This window comes from Leucobacter shiyiweii, from assembly GCF_052446065.1.
In the GTDB taxonomy this organism is placed as follows: domain Bacteria; phylum Actinomycetota; class Actinomycetes; order Actinomycetales; family Microbacteriaceae; genus Leucobacter.
In genome coordinates, this window is sequence record NZ_CM127080.1 from 1,812,116 (window position 1) to 1,828,940 (window position 16,825).

Annotated in this window: 10 protein-coding genes; 2 read left to right on the top strand and 8 right to left on the bottom strand. The window is 58.1% G+C overall.

Translation table 11 applies throughout. From position 1 onward, the window contains the following. Positions 1–155: 155 nt before the first annotated feature. Positions 156–1,406 carry a phospholipase D-like domain-containing protein gene (locus ACTNFJ_RS08375; RefSeq protein WP_435905858.1) on the bottom strand — a complete coding sequence of 417 codons (1,251 nt, stop codon included), beginning with the start codon at positions 1,404–1,406 and terminating at the stop codon, positions 156–158. Next, complete coding sequence (locus tag ACTNFJ_RS08380; RefSeq protein WP_435905859.1) at positions 1,403–4,819, bottom strand: AAA domain-containing protein; 3,417 nt, start codon at positions 4,817–4,819, stop codon at positions 1,403–1,405. Before ACTNFJ_RS08380 ends, ACTNFJ_RS08375 begins: the two co-directional genes overlap by 4 nt. A gap of 123 nt (positions 4,820–4,942) precedes the next feature. Between ACTNFJ_RS08380 and ACTNFJ_RS08385 the strand changes: the two genes are divergently transcribed. Both ACTNFJ_RS08385 and ACTNFJ_RS08390 read left to right on the top strand, forming a co-directional pair. Beyond that, on the top strand, positions 4,943–5,227 hold the full coding sequence (locus ACTNFJ_RS08385; protein WP_200130811.1) for a ribbon-helix-helix domain-containing protein: 285 nt from the start codon (positions 4,943–4,945) through the stop codon (positions 5,225–5,227). After that, on the top strand, positions 5,224–5,535 hold the full coding sequence (locus ACTNFJ_RS08390; protein ID WP_435905860.1) for a type II toxin-antitoxin system RelE/ParE family toxin: 312 nt from the start codon (positions 5,224–5,226) through the stop codon (positions 5,533–5,535). Before ACTNFJ_RS08385 ends, ACTNFJ_RS08390 begins: the two co-directional genes overlap by 4 nt. Positions 5,536–5,542: 7 nt before the next feature. Here ACTNFJ_RS08390 and mobF read toward each other — a convergent pair whose 3' ends face one another. The 6 genes from mobF to ACTNFJ_RS08420 form a co-directional block, all read right to left on the bottom strand. Next, a complete protein-coding gene (gene mobF, locus ACTNFJ_RS08395; protein WP_435905861.1) occupies positions 5,543–9,034 on the bottom strand; it encodes a MobF family relaxase in 3,492 nt (1,163 codons plus the stop codon). Between the two features lie 134 nt (positions 9,035–9,168). Continuing rightward, positions 9,169–10,038, bottom strand: a complete 870-nt coding sequence (locus ACTNFJ_RS08400) for a hypothetical protein (protein ID WP_435905862.1) — start codon at positions 10,036–10,038, stop codon at positions 9,169–9,171. Between the two features lie 10 nt (positions 10,039–10,048). After that, positions 10,049–11,251 carry a GIY-YIG nuclease family protein gene (locus ACTNFJ_RS08405; RefSeq protein ID WP_435905863.1) on the bottom strand — a complete coding sequence of 401 codons (1,203 nt, stop codon included), beginning with the start codon at positions 11,249–11,251 and terminating at the stop codon, positions 10,049–10,051. After that, positions 11,248–13,257, bottom strand: a complete 2,010-nt coding sequence (locus ACTNFJ_RS08410) for a DEAD/DEAH box helicase (protein WP_435905864.1) — start codon at positions 13,255–13,257, stop codon at positions 11,248–11,250. Before ACTNFJ_RS08410 ends, ACTNFJ_RS08405 begins: the two co-directional genes overlap by 4 nt. Next, complete coding sequence (locus ACTNFJ_RS08415) at positions 13,254–15,968, bottom strand: DNA methyltransferase (RefSeq protein ID WP_444711775.1); 2,715 nt, start codon at positions 15,966–15,968, stop codon at positions 13,254–13,256. The genes ACTNFJ_RS08410 and ACTNFJ_RS08415 overlap by 4 nt, the downstream gene beginning before the upstream one ends. An 85-nt stretch (positions 15,969–16,053) precedes the next feature. Continuing rightward, positions 16,054–16,749, bottom strand: coding sequence for a hypothetical protein (locus ACTNFJ_RS08420; RefSeq protein WP_435905866.1), 696 nt, complete (start codon positions 16,747–16,749; stop codon positions 16,054–16,056). Positions 16,750–16,825: the final 76 nt, after the last annotated feature.

Here is a 16,825-nt window from a genome sequence, read left to right on the forward strand (position 1 = left end):
GTTTTTCCGTACTGTATATATGAAAGCGATCCGCAGAAACACGCGGTTTCCGTCGGTGAGTGTCAGTTGGTTTCAGTTGCTTTTCGTGGCAAGAATGGCCCAACGGTGGCCCACCAACTCGCTCCCACCTACCCTGCAGTTAGCTGTCCAGAGTTCTACGAAGTCGTCCGGTAAGCCTCATAAACTTGATTCGCAGCCTCGGCCCCTTGAACCACTAGTCCTTCGCAGACCTTGTAGCTCCTAGCGACATCTCCCCTGAAGGACAACCAGTCAAATTCAGAAACAATATAAGTGTCATCAAACAGGAGAACCCTGGTACTCGCATCTTCTATAGACAGAAGATGGAAGTTGCTATATCTACGAGTCAACTCCTGGAGTTTTGTTTCGGCGATCCTGCTTGAACCACTGAGATCGTCTGAGGGGCCGAATCCGATCGTGACAGACACCCCCTTCTTGAGCCGCTGCTCCAGATCAACTAAGAACTGAGAGTTGACTACGCTCCGCCGCATTTGCGGGGAGATGATGACTACTCGACTAGTTGATTCCGCTAGAGCGACCCTCAAATACCTGAGGTGTTCGAATGTAGTGATCTTGTCGCATTCGACATTCGCTCGACCTTCAAAGACCAAACGCTCCTTTCCGCTCACTCTGTTCAGCTTCATCCCTAACGCGGATCCCCCGCCGCTTTCCACTAGCGCTTGCTGATGCAGGAAACTCTCGTCTCCATTGACGACAATCAATATCTCAGGCTCGTCTTGAACTTCGTCGCAGAACAGAAGAAGCTTCACCGGCAAATACCTATGTTTCACCACCCTGGATCTCAACAGAGAAAGCAGCTGAAGACGCCTCCTTCTCCCTCTACCCTTTGAAACTAACTGCTCTAGGTCTGGGAGCTTCAGGTCTTCCACATCAATACGACTCGTCTGAGAAGCAGGTATCAACAGCATCCCATGTTCGGTTGCGCCTTTCTTCGTAACCAGGTCATTCTCTCGATACTCGGTAACACGCCAAATACTTCGGTCAAAGCACGCGGGTATCTCTTGCTCAACTGGCCTAATCGCCATGAGCTCAACTGCGGCAATCCTTCCTTGAGCCGCAAGCTTCACCTGTTCATTTTGAACCTCATAGATCAGGTTCCCATTTTGAACTTGAGACACAATTGCGTCTTCAAGCTGCTCGGAGCTAAGCCCAAGAAAATCAGCAATAGCGATGGTATTCGTGATACCTGAATACACAGACCGAAGAATGAACTCTTCTAGGAGCGGGAGAGGTTTTTCTTCCTGGGCGGTTACTAAGACCCTGAGAGCAGTGACAGGTAACGCTGCATCTTCGATTGCAATGAGCTGCCGACCAGGGCGAGCGTTACCGAATCGCTCAGCTAAATCATGATCTGTAAGGTAAATCATGCTGCCTGCACCTCACAGTCAGTCCCGTTGGAACGTATGTAGTCGATGACGCGCTTTAGTCCTCCTGGCGACTCAGCACAGAAGTCTGCATCCCCCACGATTGTCAATCCGTATCGAGCTCGCGATAGAGCTACGTTGATACGCCTCCAGTACGTCTCGCCCAAGAAACCCAACTGCCGGTTCTGGTTGCTCCTCGTGACGCTGAAAATTGCTAGATCGCATTCACGTCCCTGGACTGCATCAACAGATTCCACATCTACGTCGAGATTCGGAATAGCTTGCCGGACTCGTCCAATTCTTCTGTGCAGCTCATCGATTTGACTTCTGTAGGGTGAAATAACCAGCACGTGTAGTCTCGCCCCCTGCGGGCTAGAGATCAGTCCGAGCTGAATCGCCCGATCGAGTGATTCAAGACGAGAAACAACGAGTTCTGCTTCACAGTGGTTCACATAGCTTCCGGCCGTACGTTGATCTCGAGATTCCCTTCGGTTCTTCTTGCGAGAGGTATCTAGCCAGAGCACCGGCTTGCCAAAAACCTCATATCCAGGCAGCGGTTCTTTGGGAGCCGACTCGAGCCAACCATCATAGAAACAAGAGGAGATCATCGCTCCAATCTCTGGAATCATGCGGTACTGCTTATTCAGACGAAAGCGATTCTTGTCCGGCAGGTATCTATACATGCGGTCAAACAGTGTCTCGGTGACCAGTTCTGGGGTGATGTCATTTTCCGCGAGAAGATCTTTGCGACGAAGGAGGTCCTCGTCTAGCGGAGGCAATTGATGCGTATCACCCACCAGCACGATCCGTTCCGCGCGTACGAGAGAGACCAGCGCCTCCGTGCTAGTTGCCTTAGATGCTTCATCCACTATGCACAGATCAAAAGAGAGATCCCTTGCTGCTCTATGCCCGATGAAGCCGAGACACGTTCCCGCAACTACGCTACTACTGGCCAGATATACCGTCGCCAAACGTTCGTCGGAAGAAATTCGTTGCAACCAGTCCGCTTGGAGCTCCATTAGTGAAAGCAATCTCTTGCCGTCCGGTGCCTGCGACAAGATCAGGTCGATAGCGGCACGCGCTTCCTCAACATCCAGACTTGAACTCAGGTCCAACACACCATTAAGGCTCTGGTTCGCGGCTGCACTTAGCTCGAGCTCTCGTTCGCCTAGCTCGACAATACGCTTAGTCAGCTCTTCGGGATCATCGACCAGTTCCAGCCTGCTCGCCGTAGTGTCGGTGTTCTCCTGCGCCTCTCTAAGACGCTCGGAAAGATGCTCTGCACGGCGGTGTGTCACTATCCATTCCTGCAAATGGATAGCCGCTCTCAACTCCTCAGTCGGTATACCGGCGTTCTTCGAATACTCAGCGAAGTGCGTCTCTGCCCGCTGACGAACGCCTGCCGCCCAACTTTGAAGCTGAGTATCTAGGGTAAGTTGCTTGGAACTCGCAGCAACCCTTGAGTCATCCTCTCGCCCCATGCGAACGATGCCCGGAATCCCAAGTTCACAGAGCCTCTCAAGCGCATTGTCAATAGCAACATGCGTCTGGCTGACTAGCAGAATTCTCGAGTCGGACTTTCGCTTCAGTTCTTGTGCCACGAGTTCAGAGATCATTCTCGTTTTCCCTGTACCAGGAGGTCCAGTGACTACGACACAATCACGGGCGCCCATTCCTGCCGCAACCGCAGCCTGTTTGCCGTCATCAATCTTGGAGATCCAGTCGATGCCGCGAATCAGTTCTGGAGGCTGCGCTTTCCTCGGGTCAGCTATCAGTCCTAGTAGCTCAGGCAGCTTTGCCTTGCCGCTCTCAAGGCGCTGGATCGCATCTCTTTGTCGGTCGATAGCGATCTGAGACGGTCCCAAATAGGACGACAACGTTCCGCCGGTCTTTGGGATTTGCGCCGCTGGCCAAAACCAACGCAGAGTTAGTGAATCCGCTGATTGTTGGACTACTCGTCCCCTAGCGAGTGGCCGACTCCCTTCGCCTAGAATCTGCCATTCTGTTCCGAGCAAATCTTCCTCAAGATCTACGCGCAACTCAAAACAAGTTTCGTCGCTTCCCCTCGCCACTGCTGCCCCATATCGGATGGGTCCAACTTGCGATGCACCTAGTGCTTCTCGCGCAGTAAGAACCCGGCGCCACGCCGCCAGCAGTTCCATCCCTAGGTCATCATCATCCAGATCGCTTTGAACTGCGTCATGGTGATCCCCCAAACGTTGGATCAACTCAGACTCACTGCCGGAGTGTGCAAATGGGTTCAACACGGAGGAGAAAGTCCATGACACAAATTCATCAAGCCTAAGTCCGGACTCTCGAACCCTTTCCAAGTCCTCGTAGTCCGGGGACTTGACACTAAGAATTACAAAGTTCCGATGCTCCGGATCGAGCTTCACAACAATTCGGTACGCATCACCGACTAGAACAAACCGAGACCTATCGGTTGTGCGTGTCTTGGGGTCCCAGGCGAGCGACCCGTAAGTTTGACCTACTAGGTCTTGTTCAAGTAACCGGATGGCCACCTCTCTGTTGCCTCCAGCATCCACGAGTTGTTCTACTGCGCTCTTCGTGAGGTTAAGACGAAGTTCAAAGCGAGGTGTAGCCGGTTCGGCTTCTGCTAAGGCTCTATCAAGGGTGAGCAAGAACTCTCTTGCGTTTTGTGGTCTTTTCTCTGGGTCAAGGTCAAGACTCTGACGCAGTAGTGCATCAACAGCAGCTGGGAGGTCAAGCAACTCAAGACGCGGAATAAGCTCATGCAGTTCCCGTGCACGGTCTTTCTTTGGCGTCAATCCCTGGATGGTAAGAACCGCCAGTGAGTAGACATCCCTGACAAATCGAAACTTACTGCCGCGCTCGGGTGGAGAATATAGCGGCGTTCCTGCCTGTCCCAAAGTCAATGATGTGTCATCAACTTCCCGATGATGCTTTGCAATCCCAAAGTCAGCGAGAAGCGGTGAACCGAGGGGGTCGCCTGGTTCCCAGAGTATGTTCGCGGGCTTCAGGTCTCGGTGTTCAATCCCGATCTGATGAAGATAGGAGAACACATCGGCGACAGGACGAAGCACGTGCTTTCCGAAAAACTCCCACCCAGCTGGTTCTTCGGAATCGAACACTTCCTTGAGCGAGTCCTCAACCCACTGGAGCACCAGGTATGGGGTCGATGTATCATCTACCCCAGAGTCGACGAGCCTCACAATATTTGGGTGTCCGGAACGATTCGCCTTCTGCAGCAGGCTCACTTCTCGTTCGAAAAGCTTGGTAAGAATTCTGTCGTTTGCTCCAGACAAGAACTTGATCGCAACGAAAGAGCCATCTCTTGTGTCAACGGCCTTCCGGACGCTACCCCAGCCTCCTATGCGGGGTTTCTGGTCAGCAAGAACCAAGAAGTAGTTGGCAATCATCTCTACAGCGTTCATTGCCCTCCCTATATAACGCAGAAGCTCCGTCGTTTCCTACAAGGCTAGTCTTCACATTGGACTCTCAGCCCTTCGGGCAAGATTCAAGTAGGATTAAGTCATACTCGAAAGCGAGGCTCGATCATGCGCACGACAAAGCAGCTCAGCATCACTCTCCCCAACAGCATGGCGGACGCCCTCAAAGAGCGCGTCGCGTCTGGCGCCTACGCGAGCGAGAGCGAGGTCGTGCGTGATGGCTTGCGCGCACTGTTCGCGCGCGACGAAGCAGTCGAGAACTGGCTACGCACCGAGGTCATCGCCTCAGTCGAAGAGCTGCGCGCCGATCCTTCGCGGGCCATCAGCTCAGAGGAGATGCGCGCCGAGCTCTCCCGCTGGCATGCCGAGCGCCTTGCAGACAGCTCCTCGTGACGCATCAGGTCGTCTACTCACCGCGTGCCCATAGACAGTTACGCGCGATCTACGATTCGATCGCGCGTGAAGCTGGGCCGGAAATCGCACAGCGATTCGTGCTCTCGATCTATGACTACTGCGACGATCTGGCAGACTTCCCTCTCCGGGGCCGTGCTCGGGATGACCTGACGCCCGGGATGCGAGTGATCGGGTTCCGTCGAAGAGCGATGATCGCGTTCTTGGTCACCGACAATGAGGTTGAGATTCATGGCGTCTACTACGGTGGCAGCGACTACGAGGCTCTGATCCTCGACAGTCTCGACTGAGCACTGATTACAGCCCGAGACCAGGATCATCGCGTCGAGACCGCGCGCTCGAAGGTTCTCGGTTGGTTGCGCCGTGCAACCGTCGTGCTCGGTCGGCGGCGAGTTGCCGCACCTGTTCCGCGGCTTTACGCTTAGCTTCTATCTGAGCGGCGGCTTCCTCGTGCGGCAGGGCGTGCAGGTTCTCGGCTTCGCGCCGCGCCGCCGTCGCCTGTGCGTGCGCGTTGCGGGCTTCGCGGCGGGGGCGGATGAACCGTGCTCGTATTGGGTCGCGGCGCACCCGTTCGGCTCCCAGTTCTTGCGCGAGTAGTGCGAGGCGTTCGCGGTCGTGACGGTCTATGAGCGCCGCGTGCTCTGTCCGTGCAGCAGCGAGAGTGCGGGCGGCGTCGAGCACGCGCGGGTCGTCCTCGGAGCGCCGCTGGGCAGCGGTGGTCGCCCACTCGGTGAGGCTGTCGCCATGGCGCGGCAGTCCGCCCCAGGTATCGCGCGCCCGCTCGCGTACCGTGCGGGTGCGCTCGGTAGCGGCCTGGTGCTCCTGTCGTGCTCTGCGTCGTCTGAGTCTGCCCGAGGTGGCGAGCCGTTCCGATGCGGTGCTCTCGGCGGTGACAGCTGTGAGGTACATTTCACCGTCCTTGACGGCCTGCGGCACCAACTCCGCGACGGCCTCAGAGCGGGCCTGGGCTGCGTGGATCTCAGCGGCGCGGATCGCCTCGGTACTCTGCCCGTCCTGCGCCTTGTGCGTGGCGTGCTGCTGGTCAAGGCGTTCCGCGACGCGCTCCCACTTCTCGGCCTTTCGCTCGGCACGCTCAGCCTCGCGCACGAGACGGGTAACCTCGTCGTTGACGAGCTTCCCAGGGCCATCACTCACTAGGCCGCGCACCGCCTCGGCCGCACGCTCGGTCGCGTCGGCGAGCCCACGGTCGGAGCGGTCGCGTTCCATCGCCTCGATGAACTGCGCCCGCGCGTCGGCCATATCGTCAGCGACGACATGCAAGGTGTTCTCATTTCGGCCTCGAGTCATGCCGACATAGACCACCGCGCCGCCCATCTGCTCGCCAAGAACAGTGTGCGAGGCAGGCACGGTCACCCCTTGCGCCCCGTAGGCGGTCGCGGCATAGGAGAGATGGGCGTGCTCACACACATACTCGGCAGGCAGGTGGATCGAGTGTTCGCGTTTGCGGTTGCTGTGCGCGTCGCGCACCCACAGCGAGCCGTCCTGCTCGACTCGTTGGACGATCCACTGTTGCCGGTTCGCCACGCCCAGATCGGTGCTGTTCTTGCGGGTCTGGATCAGGTCACCGCGCCCGACGCTCAGACCGTCGCTGCCGCTCGCCGTCGTGGTGTCGTCGACGAGACTCGCGCGGGCACGCTCGTGTCGGATGCGGTCATTCAGCCGCGCCGCTTCGTCGTTCGATGCGACGGTGACGGCCTCGCCGTCCTGTCTGCTGGTGGCGAGGTGTTCGCGCAGTTCGTCGGCGTCGCCGTGGAGCCGGATCAGCCCGAGGTCGCGCAGCTGGTCGAACACCTGGGCGGGGTTGCGGCGGTCGCGCATCCGCACTGTGACCTCGGCATAGGCGGGGTTGGCGAAGCGGTGTACCTCGGCCATGTCGAACGTGCACCCCCTGATGTGTGCGGCCAGGTCGAGTACGCCGCCCCTGCCGACTGCGGGGAGTTGCGCGCGATCCCCGACGAGCGCGAGGGTTGCGCCCGTCTCGGCGGCAACTGTGAACAGGGCGAGGGCTGTGTCTTGGTCGAGCATCCCGGCCTCGTCCACAACGATCCGCTCGCCACGATGCAACTGTGCTGCTTGTGGTGGGCCGGTGTAGGTTGCGCCGGTCATCGGGTCGGTGTCACCTATGGCGAGGCGTGTCCATACGCTGTCAGCGTTCCATCGCCACCCATGCGCGTAAACGAGGGAGGCGACCGATTCGGCGGGCACGCCGAGTTCCTGGTGCGCGACCTCGGCGGCGCGCTTGGTCGGGGCAACCACCCGCACCCTGCCGCCCCGGTATTTGGTGGCCCGGATAGCTGTTGCGAGCATCGTGGTCTTGCCCGCACCTGCGGCACCCTCCACGATCACCAGCGGATCGCGCGAGGCGACCGCTGCGGCCGCGTCGAACTGGCCAGCGTCGAGGCGCTGCCCGAGTGCGGCCGAGTGCTTGCGCACGTCAGCATGCTCCGGCTCACGGTCGGGGATGCGGGCGGTGAGGCGGTCGCGCAGTTCCGTCTCGACCTGCACCACCCGCACGCTCGTCAGGTGCGCGACATGCTCCGGCGCTGCCGGATCGGGTGGGAGGATCGAGAAGCAATCCTCGAGCGCGAGCGCCGTTGCAACCGCGATCAGCTCTCGGAGTTCATCGGGGGTTGCGCGCACCCCTGCCTCGGTGATGATCCGGGTCGCGTGCTCTTGCACGGTGTGGCGAGTCCACGCCGACTCTGCTGCGGCGCACCGATCCAACGCACGCGAGGCGATCCGCTGCACCGAGAGCTCATCCGTCGATACCGGCACACGCGTTGGCCTCCGCGCGAGGTGCTCGGGGTCGTAGCCGGCTTCGCGTAGTTCACTCAGCCAGGCTTCTTCTTCCCGCAAGGTCGTGGGCTTCTTCGCAGGGCGCTCGTGCGCCCACGCCTGCGCGGTCAGCCGCGATGAGACGACCGGCCCCATCGCCTCGCCTGGATGCGCGGCCTCCCATTCGGCTTCGAGCCGTTCCAGGTTCTTGCGTACCTGCTCGCCCCGCTTCGACATGAGCGAGTTGAACGGTTCGAGTTCGGCAACTTCGCCGCTCACGGGGTCAAGGGTGAGGCCGCGACGGTCGAGCACCGAGGCGAGTTCGGGGCTGGCTGCGATCACGGCAGTACCGAGGGCACGGATCGCGCCTTGCTGCCGGAACAGCGCCGCCGTATCGAGCGCCCGCCACTTGCCCACCGCCCAAACCCGGGTGCCGATTTGCATGTGGATATGCCGGTGCGGATCACCGGCTCGGCTCGTGCGGTGCGTGATGCCGACGACCTGCAGGTGCTCGACGGGCACGACCTCTTGTTTTCCGCGCGGGCCGACGCGGGTCACGGAGTGCTGGGCGAGCCATCGCTCAATCTCTGAGAGTGCGGCCTGCTGTGCTGCGTCCAAAGTATCGGACACCTCGGGATGCAGCGCCGCCGCAATCGACAGACTCTTGGGAGCGTTGATGACCATTTCCGCGAACCGGGGCGACCCCTGCCGATCCACCCCCGCCAGACGGGGCCTACCCATCTGCTCGCCGGTACCGGGATTGATCCAGTCCACCCAGCCCGCGTACTCGTCAGCGGCCAGCACCCGACCACTCATGGCCTCGCGAGTGGCGTCGAGCACCGTGTAGTGAACCCCGGTGCTGTCGGACAGGTAGTAGTCGTCAGCACGCGAGCGGTCGGCCTCCACATAGCGCAACGCATCCGTCCCGGTACCCCGGAACAAGATCACGCCGCCCTGCATCGTGACCACCTCCATATCATCATGTTCTTGCAACTACATACGGTAGCATACGTTCATTCCTTTGTAGCCAGGAAGTGATCGGGCCAGGATCGAGTTTGAATTCCAGGAGTTTCAGTTGCGGTTGGTGGCGGAGAACCGGTTCTGCTCGGATTGCGATAGCGCGTTCTTTAGAGCTCTGGAGGCCGTTTGCTTGGCCGAGTGACGTAGGTATCGATGAGCTCACGTTCACTCATCCCGTCATAGCGGGCAGTGGTTCGATCAGGGTCAAGGTTAAAGACCAACGGCTCCTCACCGAAAAGTAGTGGCTTGATCTGGGTAAGGCCGCTGACGACCTCACGATCAATACGATGCGCGTTCTGAGACGGAATCTTCAGACGACGCCCGGTCGGGTTTGGCCATACCTGCTTCAGAAGACCCTTCGCCCTTTTCCTTAGCGAGGACGCCACTTCCGTCGCCGACACCTGATCGCCATCCTTTGGAAAGATAACCACGATGAACAAGCGGTCAAGGCCCCATGAAACAAGGTGAGCTCCCCCTGGCTCCTCTACAGGCCAGAGAGCATGATGGCCAGCAGCATGCATGGAGAACCAGTCAGTGAATCCCATGAATACATAGGCTCCCGATGGGGGCAGTCGAGTCTCAAAGAACTCGACGAAAGAAGCAGCAGGATATGCTCCGATGTCCCGTTTCCCCCAGGCCGTCATCAACGCTGCCCGAACCACCGAACGCATCACCGGCAAGACTTCACCTGCCGGGATCTCTTGAGTCATGAACCGAGCAAGGTTCAGCATTCTCGCCATTGCAGCTTCATCAAGTTCTCTTAACCAGCCGTTGTTGCACTCAGCGCATATCCCTCCGTACTGAACGTCGAGTTGGCTTCTGCTACTACCAGATGGATCGCCAATTACGCCCTTCACTGCGACTGTCGAAACCACCTCCGGCACCAGGTGAAGGTACGGTTTCCAAGACTTTGGAATCCGGTGCTCTCTGGTCTTTTTCTTTCGCGATCCGCAGAACGGACATTCGGCGTCGCACATGCCCGTGGTTCTAATTGGCTATCGGTACAAGAGCTTGCACGTCCGAGGCGTAGGAATACTCCACGATCTCACCGCTGACGATTAGATCGGCTGCCTGACGGATCGCCGACAACGGCACCTCGAACCATTCCGTCACGTTGTAAGTGCGACCGTCTACGCCGGTCTGGTTAATCTTCAGACGAGCATCCGCAAACACTCGATGCAGCAGGTGTTCGAGCACCGAGGTCTTCATGTTGTAGGTGCGGTAGGTTTCAACGATCTCAACCGGTGCCATAAGGTAGGTGGGCTCGTTCACGGCGTTCGCTATACGTTTCTCTACTGGCGTGGTTGAGAAGCCGATCTTGTAAAGGCTGTCGCGTGAAGCGATCTGACGATCATCGCTGAGGGAGCGCAGCACATACACCCAACCCGTCGCGACATCATCAGCCAGCAGTGTCTCGTATCCAGTAGGCACAATCTCGTACCCGCCATCACCGTCGCCGAAACGAATGTTGAGGGATTGCCGGTACATGGCCGACTCGGTTCCGTTCTCGAAGATGAGCCGCAGTCGTTCGCGGCGATTCTCACGCACCGTGGTCTTCTTGTACTCGGGCTCACCGACCTCGGCTACAAACATCATCATGCCGTTCAGCACGAAGAAAGCTCCTTGCTGGATCGTCTTCCCGCCACGGAACGGAACCAGCTTGGCCCCGCCATCTGCGAGTTCCGCGTGTTTCTGTTTGAACAGCGGCTCGAACTGGTCGAAGTCTTCACACTTCTCACGCTGCGCACCTTGCCCGGTTACGGAATGTATGCGGCGGTCAACAGGTAGCGCAGCAACATCGTGCAGACCACTCGGGTCAGCCAGTAGCCCGAGCTCGTCGGCACCTCCATCGAGACTCAGAAGATCCTCAAGCGATGAGGGGGCTTCAGGCTCATTCAGCAACCCGAGTTCGTCAAGCTCTCGCAGCAGTTCGGCTTTCTCGGGGTTGATGCGGATGCCTTCGAGCCTGGCACCGAGCTTGCGCTCGGCGATCTCGCGAGTTGCTGCGCTCGGCTCGCGCCCGTGTTCGCGCACAAAATCGATGATCTCGATAAAGGATCGCTCAAGTCGATCCGTTGCGGTGATCTTCTTCGGCTTCTCGGGCGCGTTCAGCAGGGCATCTTCAGTGTCGAAGATCGCTTGCAGATTGTCGAAGGAAAGAATGTCAACAGGGAACGGCTGATCGCTCATAGCAGTTGCCCTTCCGCGTCACGCGCGGCTCTCTGTGCCGCCGCTTCGGCCTTCATACGCTGCAACCACACCAGCACCTCGGCGTAGCGCTTCTCAATCGGGTCTTCGCTCCGAATATTCGGAGCTCGCCCCTCAACTTTACTGAACTGCTGAATCTTCGGCCACGTCGCCAACGCTTCCTCTTCCGTGACCTCAACCCGAGTAGAGGCAATCACGTCTTGCATCACGCGCAGCACCGACGTGGTGACCGACTTCGACAGCACCTCGAACGCACGCTGGAATGGGTTCACTTTGTCGATCAGGTTGATGCTGAGTTCGGTCACCTTCACAAACCTGTTCTGCATCTTCACGAACCGGTCATCGCCCACGGTCTTCACTTCACCGTTCTTGATCACCGAGTCCACGATCACCTGCTGGCGCACTTCTTCGACCTGAGTTTCGTTCAGGTCGGGATAGCGTTCGCGAATGATCTTCGGGATCAGCACCTTGTTCGATACCTCGGGGTCGAGCCCACCACTCGCAGCCTTTGCAAAGGAATCGTCTTGCAGAATCGTCGCTTTCAGGTCGTTCAGATCGGTGTCGATGATCTGCTTCACTCGCAGCGAAGAAGGCTCCTTGAACCCCTCAATACGCAGTTCGCCGGCTTTCGGCGCATCATCGTTACCGCGCTTCGCCTTGAACGTGAAGTTCTCTGCGAGCACCTGCTCCATTAGCAGTGACGCGGTGATGGCTTTGAGCATGTTGTTCACCGCGAGCGTCACATCATCAGTTGTCGCGTCGGGCTGGGCGATGAGGTTGGTGAACTGCGCGTGCGGCTTGCCTTCGCTATCGCGGGTGACACGACCGATGATCTGGATAACCTCGGTGAGTGAAGCACGATAACCAACCGTGAGTGCGTGCTCAGCAGACGGCCAGTCGAACCCCTCCTTGGCCATGCCAAGCGCGATGATGATGTCTACCGCGTCGCGATCCTTCGAACCGACCTCGGTGAGATGCGCGAGCGTCAGCCCTCGCTTGATCTGGTCGGTGTCGTCAACAAGATCAGCGACACGCAGCAGTTCGCCGTTGTCTCGCCGCCGAATGGACATGATGCCGGTCTCGGGGTCGGTGGAGACCCATTCGCCTATGGTCTCGATGACTCGACCGACTTCTTCGATCTTGTCTTTCGTGGACTCACCGCTGTTCACGTTGGGGATGTGCAGGATTGTCTTCTTGTCGAGATCAAGCACCTCCTCGAGTGCGTCATACCAACGCCCCTGATAGAAGTGATGCCCGATGCCGAGCGACTTCAGGTGACGGTATCCGTTCAATTGGTCGTAGTAGTTGAACGTGACCGGGGTGAACATACTCTCCACCTCAGGGCGCAGCACCGGCACGCTATCACCGCGGAAGTAAGAGCCGGTCATGGCGACGATATGCGCATCAGACTCAGCCATTACATCAGCAAGCAACGCCCCTAGTCGGCTCGACTCCGTGTCTGCCGAGACATGGTGGAACTCGTCAATCGCCAGCACCGTATCATCGAAATCAGCGGGCGTCAGTTTCTCAAACGCGAAGCGCAGTGTGGCGTGGGTGCAGACGAGCACCGGATCGGTGCTGTGCATGAATCGCACGAACTGCTCGACCTTGCCGGCCGAGGTACCGCCAGGAGTGCAGAGATTGTTCTCGGGCTTCACTTCCCAATCTGCCCAGAAGCCATGCTCGGTGAGCTTGGTAGTTGCGAAGGACTGCCCAATGGATCGCTCCGGCACCGCAACGACGACCTTCTTGAGACCTTGCTCGTAGAGTTTATCGAGCCCCACGAACATGAGCGCCCGTGACTTACCCGAAGCGGGCGGGGCCTTCACCAGCAGATACTTCGCACCGCGCTGCGCGAAGACACGTTGTTGCATCTCACGCATGCCGTACTCGTCGGTGTTTACGCTTGCGCCGGTCTGCGCGTAGTGCACATCAATCAGATTACCAAGCGGATTCGCAGCGTGTCTCGGGGTGCGGCGCGGGTTCATTTCTTGCCCTCGGCTTCCGTCATCTTCGCGTACATCTCAAACAGTAATGACAGCCGTTCCTCATCGCTCGAGAAGTCGCGCTTCCGATAAATTGAGTCCACTAGATCATCGAGCTCTCGATGAGCCCGGCGCAGGTTCTCTGGCATCTTGTCGGGGTCATATAGGTCGGCAAGTGTGAGTTCGGAGTGATACTCGCGCACATCGAGCACACGCAGTGCTCGCTCGGTCAGCTCCTCTTTCAGTGCGTCTGAAAGAGGAGGCACTGGGAAGTTGTTATAGACGATGGTGTTCGAGTACCGATAGTCGGTCTTCAGCTTGCCACCGACTGCACGCGTCCAGACCATGTGCATCCGTGAAGTCAGCAATGCGAACACCCACGGTTCCGCATTGTAGGCAGCACTGGCCAGGTTTGAAATAACCGTGCCCCCGTCGAGATAACCGATCGGAATATACTCACGACGTTCTGATGAGGTTGCTGGAACGATGATCGAGTCCGTGTCCTGATGCGCGAAGAAGTAGAAGCGGTGTGGGGTATCAGCCAAGACTCGCGTCGACTTTTCTGTACTCTTCTCCCTCTTTTCCCGTACTGCACTGAGCCGCCGCGAGATTGGCTCAATCCTCGTTGCCTCTTCTAACTCTTCATCAGGGATAACAAGGCACCAGCGAGTCTTCCCTTTAATGAACTCGTCTGAGCCACTGAACTTTCGCAAGTACCCGATTGCCTCTGGCGCAGCTCCTAGTAGAGCATCTTTCTCTTGGTCCGTGAGCAGGAGGTTTCCCCCGTCATTTGGCATTGAGCCGTACCCTAGACGAGGCAAAGAGGAACTAAGTGGAGTACTTCTCCGTCCTATCCAAATGTCTGGCCCTTCAGAAAGATAAGGGTTGATTCTCGAAACAGTATGGCTAACACCATCACCAAAGAGAATCTTGGGGCGACTACTGAGTTCACGAAGGTTAACCACCACACACGTCACTCCGGCTGACCCCTTTGCGGAGTTTGACCATTTAAACGAAGTGTACGCATAGCCGATTTCTAAATCATCACCTAACACTGTCGGCCAAAGCAACCCGACTTGCTCTCCCTGCGCCACGGAGTTAGTCGAAACAAACGCAAGTTCGGCCTGGGAGTTCCGTATGTAGTCAGCACCCTTGATGAACCATGCGCTCACATAGTCAAGGCTCTTGAATTTTGACGTCACGGTTTTTAGGTCTTCTTTGTGCTCGGGTTTTTGGTTACGACTTCCCAAATACGGAGGATTCCCAATGAGATAGATCTCTGCCTCACGGTCATTCGGACAGACGTCCTCCCACTTGATGCGGATGGCGTTGCCGACCTCAACCTGGCCCATCGCTTTCAGCGGGATCAGCGGGATATCGGTGCCGAACTTCTGCCGGAACTCGACGTTCATCTGGTGCTTGGCAATCCACAACGAAAGGATCGCGACCTCGACAGCGAAGTCATCAATCTCAATACCGTAGAAGTTCTCGATGCTCACCGAGGAGTCGAACAGACCGTAGTGGCTCCCGCGCAATTCACTGAGCTGTTCGAGGATCGCGTGTTCGAGCTTGCGGAGCTCCTTATAAGCGATGATGAGGAAGTTGCCCGATCCACACGCAGGGTCGAAGACTCTTATCTTGGCGATGCGGTTCAGCAGAGCGACGAGCTTCTTCTCGTTGTCGAACAAGGCATCGAACTCAGCTTTGAGCTCGTCAAGAAACAACGGTTCGATGGTCTTCAGAATATTCGGCACCGACGTGTAGTGCTGACCAAGATCGGAGCGTTGACCGGGTGTCACGATGGCTTGGAACATCGACCCGAAGATGTCGGGGTTGATCTCGCTCCACAGCAGCTTGCCGCTCTCAAGCAGATAGTCGCGAGCCTTCTTATTGAAGATTGGCACCGTTTGGTCTGGCTTCACCGTGAAGAGGTGGCCATTGACGTATGGGAATCCGGCAACGTAGCTCTTCTTGTCCTCGGCACGCTCGGTATCGAGAGCGATGAAAAGATCAGCGAGGAAGTCATGCAAATCTGAGCCATCGGGCTGGGTGAGGCTTTCAACGGCCTGCGTGAACTGGCCCTCATCAAAGATGCCGGTATCTTCAGCAAAGAAGCAGAACAGCAGCCGAGTGAAGAAGACGTTGAGCGAGTGCCGCCCGAGCTGGGTCTGGTTGGCTTCTGGGTTTAGCTTGATGAGCTCATCGAAGAGCTTCGCCATGCGTTCAGCCGCCTTCACATCGGCATGCGCCTCGGCGGTGTACTGCGCTTTCTCCATGCCTGCCCAGGGCAGGAAGAATGTGAAGTGATCGGCGATCTCACGAATCGGAACCGTGAGTGTGTCACCAGTCTTGGTGTCTTTGGCCAGCAGCGTGATGTAGTCGGTGACGATCACAAATCGGGTGTTGTAGCGAACCACGGTGGGTGAGGTGCTGAGCTCTTCAATCACCGCGAGGTGAGCCTCTTCTGAGCCCTCGGGAACTTCTTTGAAATAGATGGTGTTCTTCTGCGCAACCTCAGTAGTCGGGTCTACTGCGACGTTGAGCGAGCTCACCGCAGTCGAACGAAGCCTGGTGATGTTGCCCTGGCTGCGTCCATACGCGAGCAGCAGGTCGAAGATGAAGTCGCGGTCGAAACTTGAACGGTCGGCGGCAGCCTGAACCCGCGCCTCAATCTCTTTGAGCGTGAGCCTCAACTGTCCTCCTACCTTCCGCATCACCGCAGCAAAACGGTGTCCATATCAAAACTACCGTGAGGGTAGGACAAAGCAGGTTTCTCCCACGAGCCAGCAACCGAAACGTCTAGCCCGCACGCCCGCGACGACCGGGCGGCAATAACCCGCGGCTGCGGGCCTTGGCAACCCAGCCCTGTGCCGTGCTGAGGGCGACGCCGTTGATCTCGGCCATTGTCGCGGATGGGTTCTCGTCACCTTGGCCTGACAGCTTGCCGTGCTGCAACGCAACGAGTTCGTAGAAGTCGGGCACCTGCTTCGGGTTGCCGAGCGGCTTCAAGAGGTCACGGTCGCGGACCTTGCGGCCGTTTGGAAGCACGATCTTGTTGCCGGTGACGGTGGCGACGCGTTTCATCGCGAATAGTCGCTTGTTGATCGCGGCCTCGATCTTCGCGGTCGGCAATTCGCGCAGGAGGTGGCTGGTGATGGGGTCACCCGGTCGCCACGGCAGATAGATCACGCCCGTGATGCGCACTTCTTCGGGAGTGGCGTACAGCTGCCGCTGCAAACGGATCATCACCCGTGTCGCGGTGCCCACGTGCTCGATGTAGCGCCAGCGGCCATCCGCAGTTTCGTTCTGCCCCGAGTCGGCGGCCTCGCCCGACGCCTGGTCATCGTAGCCGAGTACGCGGTCGATCTCGTCGCTCGCATCGTCAGGGCGCTCGCCGGGAAAGCGAGAAGCGAGATGCCAGCCCGCAGGCAGGTCGGTCTGCGTGAGCAGCCCGTCTGCGCTCTGATCCCCTGCGCGGGGCGTGGGTAGTGCCATGCGCACGAGTCTATCGGAAACACGCGTTATCTCATGTAGTTGCGGTTACACGTTGTTTGTGCTCTAATATCAGGTA